The sequence below is a fragment of the Butyrivibrio sp. YAB3001 genome, from assembly GCF_900112195.1.
In the GTDB taxonomy this organism is placed as follows: domain Bacteria; phylum Bacillota; class Clostridia; order Lachnospirales; family Lachnospiraceae; genus Butyrivibrio.
This window is the reverse complement of record NZ_FOKR01000009.1, coordinates 1-15,680: the sequence shown is the minus strand read 5'-3', so window position 1 is coordinate 15,680 and position 15,680 is coordinate 1. Positions and strand designations below refer to the sequence as shown.

Genomic DNA, 15,680 nt, shown 5'->3' with positions numbered 1-15,680 from the left:
CTTAATCAAAATAGCATTTAGAAGATATTAACGCCTGCCAGCTGCGCCGCAGGGTGAGAGTGGATACTCTGCTTTGTTTTCAAATACTATATTACACTAACACATTTCATTTTAACGTGTCAAGCAATATTTTTAAAATTCTACAAACTCTGTAAGATGAACTTCTTTTTTGTCTGAATCAACTGATACCCAATCTGAAGCAAGGATGTTAGCTTCCCAGAATGGGTGAACTTCTTCGCCATTGAGATAAGTAGTGTAGCTGTTTGAATCAGTAACAACATCCAGAGCTGCGTTCTTGTGTGATATATTAATATTGATTCCGGCAAATATACCAAAAGCAAGTATAATTCCACCAACGATTGCAATTCTGTTAATAGTAAAAGATTCTTTGTTTCTTCTCACTGTAGTTTCCTCCATATTTTACATCTACTCTACTAGTATCAACATTTTCAAACGAATTGTTTTCATTCGTTTTCCCGAACAGTTCCGAATTATACACGGCACAAATAATCATGTCAACAAGTATCTTTATTACAAAAAAAAGTTAAAATCCGCAAGAAAATTTCACTCTGTATCAGCGTATCTATCCAACAGTAAATAGCTGTAAAATAGCACTTTGCATCCATATTTAAACATCTTTTACCAGAACTTCCATTTCAAAAAAAGAACCGGCAGATGTAAGAATTCATCTACCGGTTCTTATATAATATCCTAATAATCATTCAAACGAATAATCGATTGTATTTCCTACCTGACCAACGCCGATGAAGCCAAATTCAATGCTCTGTCCATCTGCGATATTTGCATTCCAGTCTACAGGTGTCAAAACGTAAGAATCGCCATCCTCAACTACATTTGCATTCCAGCAGGAATCAATGTTGACCTGATTCTTTGAAAGCTTAAGTTTCCATGTGCTTACAGCGTCACCTGTATTGTTGCTAACCTTAAGGCTAACCTGATATCCTGAGCCCCAGCTATTGATTGAATAATCAAGTGCCATTCCGTCAGCTGAAGGCTGTGGTTCTGGTGCAGGTTCCGGATCCGGTGTAGGATCTGGTGTTGGTTCTGGATCTGGTTCCGGTGTAGGCTCTGGCTGTGGATCTTCAGTCTGGCTCTGCTCCTCTACCTTTTCAAACTGCCACTGCTGATTTGCATTGCCATTGTACTTCCACTGGCATACATTAGTTCCATCATCAGTCTTCTTTTCATAGCAGTCAAGATATTTGGTAGCATCAGATGCCTTTGTTCCTATTGTATAGATACCTGAATTCTCAGTATTCTTAACAATAAACTGCTGAGCTGTTCCTCCATATCCCTGATATGTTCCTACGTCAGTTCCGTCTTCATTCTCTCCATTAGCAACGTCGAGCATTATGTCGCCAAGTTTGCTTGTAAGTGTGATATAGCCATCAGATACATTTGTCACATACCACTTCTGGCCGTCCACTCCTGTACCGGAGCTGATAACAACACTGTTCCATCCATCTGCCTTATTGCCTGAAACTGTAAGATATTTCTGAGATGCTACGCCCTTGATATAGTACCAGCCATCCTCAATGCGTGCTGTGCTGTTCTCATTTACAACAGGTGTAGGCTCAGGTGTTGGTTCAGGATCTGTCTGTGGATCAGGATTTGGATTGATCTCAGGTGTGTTTGATCCACTGCCTGATGTTGGCTGTCCAAATGTTTCTGTATATGCCTGAATCACCTTATTATATGCCTGCTTAGGCTGACCAGGTTTTGAGAAAAGAAGTGGAGCTGAATTGTTGATCCATGTTGTCTGATCTGAAAGTCCCCACCATGTAATACCTGTAATCTTGCCGCCGTTCTTCTTAGCTGCGTTAATACCCTTAAAGAGGTTGTAAGCATAGTTTGCCATATCACTGTCGCCTTTATTTGTGATATCAAGCTCTGTTATCTGAACCTCAAATCCTGCCTTAAGGAAGGAATTAAGCGCCTGAAGATAATAATCTGTTGAAGGATAATTTGTTCCAAGGTGTGACTGCATACCAACACCTGCGCAAACCTTCTTGCCCTGGTTAATGTAATTTACAAGTGTGATTACACCATTAACTTCCATGTATGTGTTGTAATCATTGTAGAAGAGTTTAACTGAGTCAGTGAGCTTAAAGTACTCAAGTGTCTCATAAGCAAAGTTGAACGCTTTCTTTACATAAGAAGCGTTAGTCTTGTTGCTTCCGTAAACTGCTTCCCATCCTGAATTCTGTGCGTGAAGAATTTCATTTGCAACATCCCATGCATAAACAACGCTTCCGTACTGATTTGAATATACATGGTTCATAACTGTCTTTACATACATCTCAAGACGGGCATCCATTGTAGAAGAATTTACAAATCCGCCATTTCCTGAGAATCCGTTTCTAAAGAACCAGCTTGGTGTCTGTGAATGCCATACAAGTGTATGAGCCCTCATACGAAGACCATTCTCATAACAGATCTTCATTACTTCATCAACTGTGTTGAAGTTGATCTGTGGCACATAAGCTTCACTGTAATTAGAAGGAATGTAATATCCTCTGTTCTTAGCTTCAGCTACAGTGATAAGTTTAGCTGAACTGCCAAGAAGCGCATCCGGCTTCATCTCGTTCTCAAGTGTTATTGAGTTGTAGTGCTGCTTAAGGATATTAAGCTGGCTTGAATCCCTAAGCTGATAGAGGTTGATACATGTTCCTGAATATCCGAACTGAGCGCCATAGGTATTAAGAAGGTTAGCCTCTACAACCTGTCCCTGAGAAGAACCGCCCTGATTGCCACTCTGATTTCCGCCCTGGCTGCCTGTATTGCCCTGAGAAGAACCCTGGCCATTATCCCATGTTAGGTAATCGAGATATGCATCCCATGTTCCATCGTCAGCTGATACTACAAGTTCTACCGTCTGAGCGCCGGTCTTGTGAGTAACATTTTCTATAGTGTACTCTGCAGGATATTCATCGCCAAAATAGAATGTTCCCTTTTTCTCGCCGCCGATCTTAAGATCTACTTTTGCCATGTTTCTATTATTTGAGCAACCGCGAAGAGTAACATTGTGTGTATCATAAGCAAAATACTGTTCAAAGCTTACGCTGTCGTTATTAGCATAAAGAGCTACGCCATTGAACGGATTACTGATAGTGCCTGCGTACTGACCACTCTTTGTCATGGTCTCGCACTCAACCTTATTATCATTCTGGTTTGTCTGTGCCTGACCCTGATTGCCGCCTGCTGCTTCTCCGCCCTGGCCCTGACCTGCAGTCTCACCCGGAGCTGCTGCCTGCCAGTAATCAAACTCGAAGCTTCCATTGAATACAAAGCAGATATTCTTTACACCGGAAACATTCTTCATCTCACCGGTAAAGTTCGCATTGCTGCCATTTGTGTTAGAAAGGTTGATTGTTCCAAGAAGATTTCCACTTGGGCTGTTCTCTCTAACCTGAATAGTGCCTGCGCCTCTGCTGTTTACATTTACAGTTATAGAGCCAAGTCCCTTTGAGAAATTAACTCCTTTAACCTTTGTGTAATCACCATTTGAAATCTGGTTAACCCATGCCACACCGTCGCCATTGCCTGAAACTCCAATGCCACTCTGAGTAAACATTGTCTCAGCCTGTACAGCTTCATAAGGATTTACATAAGAAGTCTGTGAAACGCCTGACATTGAAGGTGTAAGTGAGTTAATCTTGCCATTTGATACATTAAGCTTATCAATCTGAGTTGTTCTGTAACCAAGGCTCCGTCCGATAACCTTAGATTCAACGCTTCTTGTGTGATAAGCCATGTAGTAGCTTCCATTGAACTCAAAGATACTGTGATGGTTATTTCCTGTAGAACCGCTAAAGAATACGCCCGGATTCTTCATGATCTCGCCTGCGTATGTAAATGGTCCCATAGGGCTTGAACTTGTCATATACTCGATTGCTGCGTTGTTAAAACCATTAGCACAGTTCCAGTTTGAGCAATATGAGTAATAATATGTATTTCCAATCTTATTGATTCCGGAATCCTCGAAAAGATAAGGAGCATCAATTGTTGCAGCTGAGCCTGATGTGCTTATCATATCTGCGCCAAGCTTGATAACTCTTGCTGTCTTAGGATGAGCTGCCTGTCCGCTTGGAATTCCGCCACCAAAATAAAGATATCCGGTTCCATCCGAATCTACCAGAACTGCAGGGTCAAACATCCACACTACGCCGCTGCATCCCGGTGTACTTCCTGTAATAAGAGCTTTTCCAATAGGATCCGTCCATGGACCTGTTGGTGAATCTGAAGTGAGCACTCCGATTCCGCCGCCATTATTTGCGAAATATAAAAAGAACTTGTCTTTGCCGTTAATTTTCTTGCTGGTGATACATGGTGCCCATGAGTTGTTCGCCCATTTAGCTGCCCCATCTCTGCCTGCAATCTTGTAGCTGCCATGGTCTGTCCAGTTGACCATGTCTGTGGAAGAATAACAGTTAAGAGTAGTTATCTTCCCATAAGTATTCTCATTATTCCCCGCAAACTCCTGAGTATCGTTAGTGGTGTAGATATAAACTGTTCCATCGTAGACCATAACCCCAGGGTCCGCACCATAGTTCTGTGTCACAAGCGGATTGTTCTCATTGTCTGCCTTGACATAACTTCCGCTCACGACACTAGCTGCAGATACAGTAGTACTGCTTCCAATGACTGCTCCCCCGAACAGCATCAGACATAGTGCCAACGCTACACGTTTTTTCATATCCGATTCCTTTCTCCATTTTAAGCCGCAGCAAAAATAAGTGGTCAAATTTGCCGCATTTTTCTAGTTTTTTGCTCGAGCAAGTTCATTTTAGCAATTATTGCAATATCGTACTTCTCATGTATTGCTGCCTCTTTTGCTTAAATTGCTATTTTTGTAACTTTTTTCACTATTTTTTAAGAATTTGTTAAGGGAATTTTTAATATTTTCGGTATGTTGCCTTTTGTAAGCGTTATTAACAGCAGTTTATTTGTGTATTTTTCACAGTACCTAGACAGCAATATGTTGTCATACGCCCAGCCCAAGGTATCTGTTTGGAAATGTTTGTGTTTGAGCAGAGTACTTGTCGAGGTATTTTCGAGACTAGTACGAGCCATGGGGATGCACTAAGCGAGGTATTTTCGAGCATAGTGCATATCCCTCGTCTGCGCGGTGATTTACTAAAACTCTAAATCTAAGGAAGGTCTCCTCTCAGCGCTGTTCGAAACAGTCGACCTTCCTTAGATTTCTCGTTTTGTAAATCATCCTGCTCGTCCGAGAACTGCACATTTCCAATCGGATACCTTTGGTCCGGGCTGTCTATGAAAATGCCTGAAAAACACACCTCTGAACTTCGAAAAAACACTTATTATTGACATAATGAAGGGCCCCGCCCAGATGTTCATCTAGAGCAGCAGCAAACCAGGTATTGCCAAAGTATCAGCCAGCGGAAAAGTAACAGCTTTGAAAAAAGGAAAGACCACAATCAAAGCAAAAACCGCAAGTGGCCAGATTGCAACCTGCGTTATAACAGTAAAATAAATTTTGCGTAACATATCAGAACGGGACAAAATTATTCTTTGTCCCGTTCTTCTTTATGTTCACTATGCAATTTTAAACCGCCAGTTCAATCACTTCCCCAAGCGCAAATGAATAGATGAATACTTCCTTAACTTTCATATTTGTGGTGCGCTCAAGAGCCTGCTTGTAGAGGTCAAGCTGGATTTTATAGCGGTCGATAAGTTCCTGACTTTCTTTAACTTTGTCGGTCTTGTAGTCCAAAAGGACTATCTCGCCATCTTCTATGAACCAGGCATCGATAATTCCCTGAATAAGGACCATTTCTTCCTGTGGGAACTTTGGGTCGAGCTCGCTTGCAGGAACTCCCATCATGAAGGGCTTTTCTCTCATAAGCTGTCCTGATCTGAAAGCGGCGCCCATTCTCTGCCCCAGCTTAGTAGAAAGAAATGTCGTGACATCCTTTGGCCACATGCAGGCTCTGTAATCATCAGAAATAAAGCCTTCACGGACCTTCTCATAGAGCCATCCGTATACTCTCTTGGAAACTGCGTCAAGAGGTGCTTTTTTGCCAGTGCCAATTTTGGTTTTAAGTTCTTCCTGCTTTTCTTTCTTCATTTGCTCAGCCAAGGAAAGTGCTTCCTGCATCAGCTTTTCATCGCCATAAATTCTATCGTCAAGAATTTCCATTATTCTATGGTAGGCTGTACCACGCTCAGCACCGGTGAGTTTCTTTTTCTTCTCTGCACCGGCTGTTGCTTTCTCCGTTTTCCCATCTACGCCATCAGCAGTATCTATCTCATATTTCCTATCAGCTGTCGTTTCTTCTTTCCCTAAAGACCTTTCTTCCGATACATCCACATTCCCGATAGCTTCTCCAAACATATCTTCAATAGCATCTGAAAATTCAATTTCCTCAGAAAACTGCGTTTCATTATCATCCGCATAATCTGCTGCCGTTCCAAAGACCTCTCCTGCTTCTTCGAGCTTATGCTTCTTAAGTTCCGTAACAGTAGTCTTTGTAAAAAGACCTTTCAGATAATCATAGGCATATTTGCTCTCAAACTTAGCTCTGAGTCTCCCCGCAAGTTCATCATCAAAAGAAAGTGACTTTTCCATGAACTCGCTCTTTCTGTTAATGGTAAGTGCTTCTCTTTTCAGCATGGCGGAAACTATCTTTTCATCACTTAGCGCAGTAAAAGAAAATGCAGGAATATCCTCACGTTTATCGACATATGGCGTATAATCGGCATCAGATATTTCAAGCTGGTTAAGCATTTCTTTAACGCCGGGGTGCCTGATAAGTGATGGCAACACAAGGTCCAAATAGCTTGTTGCTCCGGCTCTTGTGGAGTACGGAAGCACGCCGTTTGATGAAGCAAGAACAGGGATTGTCTTTAGTGTCGATGTAACAAAATCTCTCATTTTCTTTACTGATGCAGTAAGGATAAGTTTCTCTTTTGGTCTTGTAAGCGCAACATAAAGGACACGAAGTTCCTCACCAAGTGTGTCTGTGTCCATCTTATCTGCAATCATAAGTCTTTTTAAGGTGTCATATTTCACGCGAAGATTTGTATCAATGCACTTTACACCCACGCCAAAATCCATGTCAGCTATAAGGTCACCCGTTATATCTCTTTTATTAAATTTCTTGGAAAGACCTGAGACAAAAACAACAGGAAACTCAAGTCCCTTACTCTTATGTATACTCATAATACGGACAACATCCGCATTTTCATCTATAATTCCGGCTTCTCCATAGTCCACCTGAACAAGTTTCATGTTCTCGATGTATCTCACAAAATGAAAAAGACCTTTAAAACTTGTTTTTTCAAAAGACTGCGCTCTCTGCAAAAGCTGATCAAGGTTAGCTTTTCTCTGATTACCGGAAGGCATTGCAAGGCAATAGGTATCAAAACCTGTAATATCCAATATTCTCTGCAGCACTTCATGGACAGGCGTATACACTGATTCTTTTCTCAGCATTTCCACCATATCTATAAATTTCGCAAGCTTATCCAATGTCTCATCACTGTCTTTTTTCTTTTCCAAAAGCTTTTTTAGACCATAATAAAAAGAATCGATAAGGCATTCATCTGCCACTTCGTCTGTCATTATCCTGAGTCTTGCCAGTTCCTCATCGTCAAAGCCGCCTATGCAGGAATGCATAACGCTTGTAAGCGGAATATCCTGACTGGGATTATCTATAACTGTCAAAAAGTCAAGCATCACCGCAACTTCCCATGCATTAAAGTAGCCGCTTTTTGACTCTATATATGCAGGAATTCCCTGCTCATCCAGTATTCTTTTGAAAATATCATCAAATCCGGATACTGACCGCAGCAGGATAACAATATCCTTAAACTTAAGGTCGTGGTTTTCATCCATAAGGGCATGAATTTTCTCTGCCACCACCAGTGCTTCTTTTTCTTTTGCATCATAATCAGAAAGGGCTTCGCTTTCGCTGTCACTCTCAAACATGATAAGTTCAGGCGTGACATCCATCTTAGGCTCATCGTAGGACGCGCCCGGCACAAGCCTTGCATCCTCGTCATATTCAACGCTTCCAAGATCCGTCTTCATTATCTTTTCAAAGATATAGTTGGTAGCTTCAAGCACTTCCTTGCGGCTTCTGAAATTCTTATGAAGGTCGATTCTGTGATTCTTTGCTCCCTTTGTCTTGTCATAGGTATGAAGCTTTTCCATAAAAATCTCAGGCCTTGCCAGTCTGAACTTATAGATACTCTGCTTGACATCTCCAACCATAAATCGCTCAGATTTATCCGGAATCTCTCCTGAAATAGACTTCAAAATAAGTTCCTGTACATTGTTACTGTCCTGATACTCATCAATAAGCACTTCCTTATAAAAATCCCTGTACTCAAGGGCAACGGTGGAAGGAGTGCACATATCTATTATTTCCTGACAGCTCTTCCCAATGGTCTGTTCCGCATCAGGATGATTTACCAGTATCTGAAGGGCAAAATGCTCCATGTCATTGAAATCAATAAACTGCCTGTCACGTTTTTTCTCATCAAAAAGCTGTTTATAGCGTAGGGTAAGTCTGCACAATTCCTTCACTGCTCTGTCGCATAACGCCATTTGAGCACATACAGTCTCAGAAGGCAGAGCAAAATAGGATTCTGCAAGTTTATCAATTCCCTCTTTTACTTTTTTTCTGATTCCCTGCACGTAAGTTCTTTTATCAGGGCTTACAGAATCGTCCTTTTTGATTGGAAGTTTGCCAAAAGAAACAGTTCTTAAAGCATCAAAATAGTCATCATATTTTTTACATTTAAGTAGCGCAGAAACGCTCTCAATATCTTTTTCCAGAGTTTCTCCGTACATGTAAGGGCCATCGCTCTCACAGCACACCTTTTCAGCAACATTTAATCTGTCCAGATGTTCTGAGATTTTCATCCTCGTCATCTTTAAGCAGTTTTCAACAAAGGGCAGACTTTCAAAGTCCTTGCCCTCGATGTCGTAATCCCCCGCCCTTTCCATTATCCAGTCCTCAGGCCAGGGCATACTCATGGAAAATTTGTAAAGCTGAGAAATATAGCTTTCTACCTTCCTGTCATCACTTCCGGTTGCAAAGTATTCCATGCAGTATAAAAAGTCCTCATTTTGCCCCTCGGAGGCCTTTCCATACTCTTCCTCCAGCATATCCTGCATGACTTCATCCTGTAAAAGCCTTAGTTCCCCGTCATCTCCCACATGAAATGCCGGGTCCACTCCAATAGTATTGAAGTTATTCTTAAGAACATATTGGCAAAAAGAATCTATCGTAGTAATCTGCGCATTGTGAATAAGCGTCTCCTGCCTCTGGAGATGCTTATTCATCGGATCCCTGCTAAGACTTTCCTGTATTGCCAGGGTTATCTTTTCCTTCATCTGAAGCGCTGCTGCCTTGGTAAAAGTAACTACCAAAAGATGATCAATATCAACTCCGCCCATGATCATCTGTATGATTCTTTCAACAAGCACTGCCGTTTTTCCCGAACCGGCTGCTGCTGATACCAATATATTACAGTCCCTTGCGTCTATTACCGCCTGCTGTTCTTCTGTAAAAGAGACTCCCATTTCTTACCATCCTGTACTCAAATTTTATAATTCTGTAATCATCTTATCTGACAAATATCTCTCAAAATCATGAAACTAATGCTCAGCTGCAAAATCTCATGTTTTATCCTCTTTTCCCTCAAATTCTGAGCGTATAGCTTCCAACGCATCTTTGTCATTTAATTCAAGTTTTCTCATGGAAAAGCCCGGTATTTTCTCATCATAACCACAGATTGCCCTGTATTCACAGTATGTGCATGACGACCTTTCTCCCTGCTCATATGGATTGACCGCAATATCTCCGTTCAAAATACGCTTTCCGTATTCTTTTATCTTCTTTCCCACATAATCAGTTATTGCATTGTAATCCTTGTAGGAAACTGTCTGTGAAGATGCAGCAAGACTTCCGTTTTTGTTGATAGCAACAGGAATTACATCTGATTTGGAGCTAAGTCCCTCATCAAGCATCTGGATAATGTCTGCATTTTCATTCACAAGGCCCGTTGTCTTAAGTTCCTCAATAACCTTCTGATTTATATCAGCCGGCTCCATATCAGCTTTTCCCTCTGTAATAGGATCATCAACATGATAATAAAGTATTGCCGCCGGTATAACGTCTTTTCCGGAAGATATCTTTTTTTGTGAAGCAAGCGCGACATTCATGTACATAACAAGCTGCAGCTGAATGCCATAATATAAAGAGGCTATGCTGAATTTCTTCTTTCCCGACTTAAAATCGATGACCTTTACATAAACATGTGAATCATCTTCGTATAAGTCAACTCTGTCAATCCTGCCGTGGAGCGCCATCTGTTCCTTAATGTGTCCCTCTTCCGCCTCTGTCAGGGTTACGTTTATATCATCAATATTTCCGGTCTCTCTAAAATCCATCTCTACAAAAGCAGGATTAAATCTGCCCTTGGAAAGCTGATACTTAAGCACAGAAACGGTTCTTAACAAAATCCTGTGAATTCTGTCTATCATAAACTGATTGCGCACGCTACTTCTAAGAACGGTCTCGCCATATTTATCGACGCAGGCTGTAAGCGCCCTCTGAAGCATTTCCTCTGAATCTTTTTCAGAAATAGTACGCCAGTCAAGATTTTTATCCATCATCTCTGATGTGTACTTTTCAAGGACTTCATGGAAAACATTTCCAAGGTCAGACCTGTCAAAATCATATTCTTCACGTTCCTGAAGTCTTAAACCATATTTTACAAAATGGGCATAGCAGCAGGAAGCAAAAAGTTCCAGTCTGCTCACACTGTTTTCCAGATTAGCTCCATATAAAGAAAGCGCCACAAGCTTGGCCAGAGGCCTGTTTTCATAATGAGTAAAGGCTGCATCTGTCAGTTTCTCAAGCATAGAATTCTGTTCAGACCCATGGACATCATAATCTTTAAGGACATTCATAAGAGCAAAAAGATTTTCTTTTTCTTTTTCACTCATATGCCCAAGAGCATATCTTCTTACAAGTTCAGCCGCATTCCCATAGCTATCCTTGGGACATATATTCTGACTTTCAAAATCTCCGTCTTCAGGTCTTGAAACAATAAGCTTTGGAAACATCTTCAAAAGCTTAGGAACAAGATAGGCAGGCTTCTTGGACTTGCCATCATTTCCCAGCTCCGAATATGATAAAAACAGCTTATCTGTAGGCTTTGTAAGATTCATGTAAAGATAAAGCCTTTGGATATACATCTGCTGTCTTGGCGTTGGCGCAAGCTCAACACCTGTATTTAAATCCACTAAAAACTGCCTGTCTATGTCAGACAGGATTCCGCCGGTCCCGGAATTAGAAGGAATTGCACCATCCACTACTCCAAGGAAAAATAAGAGTTTTATCTCTTTAAGCCTTGTTCTCTCAATATCACCCACTATAACCCTGTCAACATCCTGGGGAATCGTTCCTACTTCTATCTCGCCAAATCCCGCCATAAGAATATCACGGTATTCCGCAAGGCTTACTTCATCACTTCCTATTATGGTCTTTATCTGTTCAAGAAGCGCCATTACCTTGTCATAGACCTGTTCAAATTCTTTTGCCTTCTTGCGATTACCATTCTGCAAAAAGAGATCCCTGAATGAATCAAGCTTTCCCTTGCAATCATCCTGCTCGATTACTTGCAAAAGCGCCTCAGTAATATCTAAAGCGGTTCCCTTTTTAATCTCAAATAATGGAGAAAGCCCCTGACTTATGGCCATACGCATTTTCTCAAGTCTTTCCATTATCTCAATATCACGGAAATCATCTTCTTTTTTCTTTGACTTGAAATGCTTGGGCATCCTTCTTGAAAATCTGTCATCCCACTGCTTTCTTCCCTTGATTCCGAGAGCTCTGACATAATTTTCCAAAAGATCTGTATCTTCTTCAGAAAAAGAACTCATTCCGCTTCGCATATAATGAAATACATCTTCGTACTTATACCCTGAAATAGCGATATTAAGCGCACTTGTGATGTATTCGATAAATGGATTTAGCATAAGTTCCTGATTTTCATCGATATAAACAGGTATTCCAAACTTTTCTGCAGTTTTATCTATTATCCCCGAATACTCGTTTAGCGTACCACAAACAATGGCTATATCCCGGTAAGCATAGCCGTTATTTCTGATGGCATCAGCAATCTTTATCATGGTCTGTCTTACTTCCACCTCAGGTGTTGATGCCTCATAGATCTCTATTTTTTTAACTTCATCCTCAAATTTTTTTGAATTATATCTGAAAAGATTTTCTTCAAGAAAAGCAAGTTCCGGATTAGATGATAGTCTTTTTACATGCTCATCTGATATTAGATAATCCAAAGAATTATCCCGTAGAGTTACCCATAAAGGAAAGTTTGGAATGCGCCCAACGCTCTCCATCTGTCTTTGCTCGACTCTATGTTCCAGCTTAAGAAGATCATTTATTGTCTTCTTACTCAGCATGAAGAGTTCCTGTTCCTCATATTCTCCTGAATATGGATTTTCCTTTGTATCCATTGTGACAGATACGATTACTTCGTTTGAGTATTCCAACAATTTTTCAATTACTCTGTACTGTATGGGCGTAAAACCTGTAAAGCCGTCAAATACCAGCACAGAATTACTAATAAGCTTTGACTTTCCTATAGAATTGCAGAGAATATCCAAAGTTTCCTCGGTTGTGATATATTTTCCCTTGATATAGTTATCAAACTCACGATAAAGAAGCCTTAAATCCTTGATCTTACTGTTTAGGGCGCCTCTTCCCTTACTGTTATCTTCAAGGATTGAAAGCTCATCATCCGAAATTCCGTACATCATAAATTCGGAAATGGTGGATTTCACTTCGTCAATGTATCCTGGCTTATGCATATTAGGACCAAGAACAGGGAGTTTGTCCCCTAATATATCTGCCACTCGCCTTAAGATAAGGCTTTTTCCCACATCATCAAGCACACAAAAAGAGCTAAGGCCAACTTCCTCAAATATCCTGTGTGAAAGTCTTCCAAAGCTCAATATATCAATATTCATTATCGCATGAGAAGGATGCATTTTTACCACATCCTTCTGCGTCTGCATCGTAAACTGATCCGGAACTATTATCAGGAAATCCTTATCTTTTTCCTTAAAACTACTGTCGATTATCTTCTGAAAAAGAAGTGTGCTCTTCCCTGATCCGGATGCTCCCAAACAAAACCTTAGCATAATCTTTCCCTATTTCCCGTATTTCATTTCATCATTTATCTCATCCGCATATCTGCAGCACGAGATAAACTTCCATCTGTTATTATAATAGAAAGGAAGTATCATGTACATCTGCATTCTGCCATTATCCCCAGGAAGCGCAGAATGATAATAGTCAACCACAAAATCAGAATTTGTCTTTTTAACTCTGTCTCTCACAGTGGTAATATCATAAAATTTCCTGAACCTCTCCCTGTCCTCAGGATAAAGATACATATTGGAATACATCTGCACAGCTTTAACAGCGTTTGCCTCCCTATCCGCAATTGGAAGCTGACTTGAATTAAGGAAAATATTGACAACAGTGCCATCCTCGTCATACAGATCCACCCTGAAATACTGGGTAAAAACATGCGCCATGGCAACCTGAATATTCTCTGCAAGCTTTTTTTCTTCCCCTGAAAGTGATAGATTTCTTGGAACTATTGCAAATGCAGCCTTATCGCCTGTTCTTACAATAAAACGAACTTTCATGTTTACGACATTTCCGTTGATTATCATGTCCGATTCGCTTCTACTATCAGGGCTCTTTTCTGCGTTCTTTAGAGCATCGACAGAGGACTTCTGTTCGGGAATATCCATCCTATGCGCTCTGGCTGCAGCTTCTTTCATACCACTGATAGCAACGGAATGAAGGAAATTATTATAGGCATTATTAGCATATAAAAAACTGATATCATCATTCTCAAGTTCAACTATCGCGATAGGGAGATTGTTGAATACCTCCATGTTTTTATCGCGAAGAGGCGTACTTCCAAGAACATTTATGTCACCTATACACTTGAAATACTGCTGATATTTTATGTCCTCACAATTTTCAAAAGAAAAATCATCAGGTTTTACAAAATCCTCCAATGGCTTTGGCTTTCCAAAAAGATATCCCTGAAGCTTTTCACATCCTATTCTTTTTAAGAAGTCATACTGTTCCTGTGTCTCAACGCCTTCAGCTAACGTGTGCATTCCAAGTTCTTTTGCCATATTTACTATAGTCGCAAGAATGACCATGGATCTTTTATTTGATTCAAAAGACCTTAGGAAATTCATATCTATTTTAAGTACGTCAAAATCATAAATCTTAAGGTTATTAAGTGAGCTGTAACCGGCTCCAAAATCATCCATCCAAACCTGATAGCCTGCATCTCTGAAATTCTTTATCTGAAAACCCAGGAAATCTTCACCGGATGCAATGGCGCTCTCAGTAATCTCTATATTTAAAAGATACACAGGGATATCATATTTGGCCCTGCATTTATCTATCTCACTTCTTATATCGCATAGTTCAAAATCAAGTCTTGAAAGATTGACAGACACCGGAAGGACAGCCTGTCCATATTCGATATCATGTCTGATATCTGCACAGACTTGATCTATGATATAAAGGTCAAGTTTATGTACCAGATGCACATCCTCTAATACTTCAACAAAAATAGCCGGTGAGATCATTCCATAAATCGGATCGATCCACCTTGAAAGTGCCTCATATCCGCACACTTTTCCTGTCAGCGCCCGCACTTCCTTCTGGTAATAAACCTTAAAGTATCTCTGCTTAAATGCACTTTCAAAGTTGTCTATGACATATTGTCTTAGATCATTCTTCTTTTTCAGCTCATCATTATAAAAATTATTGTCTTTATCGTATACTCTGATTATGTCGTCACAGGCTATCTTTGCTCTATCCACGGCAACAACAGGGTCATGTACATCACCGCTTGCAAGATAGATGCCGGCTTTTATGCGCATCTTTAGATTTCGCTCAAGCTTGCGCGCATTTTCCCTTACAAGATCCAGATTACTAAGGATCTTACTTTCTTCCATATCAGGTGACAGAATAATAAACTGATCTCCGCCTGTTCTTGCGATGAGCTCGCCCGCAAAAACATCCTGAAGAATCTGTGACAGCCCTTTTAGATATTCATTGCCACCTGCGAACCCATACTGCTGGTTGAAGCTTTTAAAATTCATGACATTGAGATAGAGAATGACATTATATTTTAATCCCTTAGCCTCATATTGTTCCTGAAGATGGCGCAAAATGCCCCTTAGGTTCATAAGCCCTGTCAGCTCATCATATCCATCTTTATATTCAGTTGAAGATTGCTTAAACTCTTCCATGAAATATCCTTTTAGTTGTAGTAGGATGTAACGTTCAAAAGTAATGTTACGTATTATTCCGCGCAACACGCTTCCATAATCTCATTAATTATAACATGATTAAGTAGCTTACAATCATTATTGCGTATATATTTATCGTTATTTTAGATATTTAAATTATCCTCTTGAAAAAAAATGTAGATTAGTGTATGTTTTAAGTGTCTGTACAACTGGCGGATAAGTGGGTAACCACATGGGAGTACAGATAATAATATTTGAATGTCGACCGCCTGGGCAACCGCTATAGCAGTGGTTTGCTCAGGCG

5 protein-coding genes, 1 pseudogene and 1 riboswitch are annotated in these 15,680 nt (G+C 40.4%); of the genes and pseudogenes, 1 reads left to right on the top strand and 5 read right to left on the bottom strand.

Annotation, left to right across the window (positions count from 1 at the left end; genetic code table 11):
* Positions 1-132 precede the first annotated feature (132 nt).
* Positions 133-402, bottom strand: coding sequence for a hypothetical protein (locus BM086_RS10675; RefSeq protein ID WP_092326154.1), 270 nt, complete (start codon positions 400-402; stop codon positions 133-135).
* Between the two features lie 316 nt (positions 403-718).
* Complete coding sequence (locus BM086_RS20920) at positions 719-4,717, bottom strand: endo-1,4-beta-xylanase (protein ID WP_175560215.1); 3,999 nt, start codon at positions 4,715-4,717, stop codon at positions 719-721.
* 684 nt (positions 4,718-5,401) lie between these two features.
* On the opposite strand from BM086_RS20920, the pseudogene BM086_RS21605 reads away from it, so the two are divergent.
* Positions 5,402-5,518: pseudogene (locus tag BM086_RS21605) on the top strand (Ig-like domain-containing protein); the annotation flags it as partial.
* 72 nt (positions 5,519-5,590) lie between these two features.
* Here BM086_RS21605 and addA read toward each other — a convergent pair.
* The 3 genes from addA to BM086_RS10645 all read right to left on the bottom strand — a co-directional run bounded on the left by addA (position 5,591) and on the right by BM086_RS10645 (position 15,376).
* The gene (addA, locus tag BM086_RS10655; RefSeq protein ID WP_092326151.1) at positions 5,591-9,577 is read right to left on the bottom strand and encodes a helicase-exonuclease AddAB subunit AddA; all 3,987 of its coding nucleotides are present in this window, start codon (positions 9,575-9,577) and stop codon (positions 5,591-5,593) included.
* Positions 9,578-9,673: 96 nt separating this feature from the next.
* Positions 9,674-13,225, bottom strand: coding sequence for a PD-(D/E)XK nuclease family protein (locus tag BM086_RS10650; protein WP_092326148.1), 3,552 nt, complete (start codon positions 13,223-13,225; stop codon positions 9,674-9,676).
* 9 nt (positions 13,226-13,234) lie between these two features.
* Positions 13,235-15,376, bottom strand: a complete 2,142-nt coding sequence (locus tag BM086_RS10645) for a phosphodiesterase (RefSeq protein ID WP_092326146.1) — start codon at positions 15,374-15,376, stop codon at positions 13,235-13,237.
* 195 nt (positions 15,377-15,571) lie between these two features.
* Positions 15,572-15,658, top strand: a riboswitch (ZMP/ZTP riboswitch).
* Positions 15,659-15,680 lie beyond the last annotated feature (22 nt).

Excerpts from the sequence above, each read along its gene's own strand:
- BM086_RS10650 (WP_092326148.1), bottom strand. The coding sequence starts at position 13,225 with ATGCTAAGGTTTTGTTTGGGAGCATCCGGATCAGGGAAGAGCACACTT.
- addA (WP_092326151.1), bottom strand. The coding sequence starts at position 9,577 with ATGGGAGTCTCTTTTACAGAAGAACAGCAGGCGGTAATAGACGCAAGG.
- BM086_RS10645 (WP_092326146.1), bottom strand. The coding sequence starts at position 15,376 with ATGGAAGAGTTTAAGCAATCTTCAACTGAATATAAAGATGGATATGAT.
- BM086_RS20920 (WP_175560215.1), bottom strand. The coding sequence starts at position 4,717 with ATGAAAAAACGTGTAGCGTTGGCACTATGTCTGATGCTGTTCGGGGGA.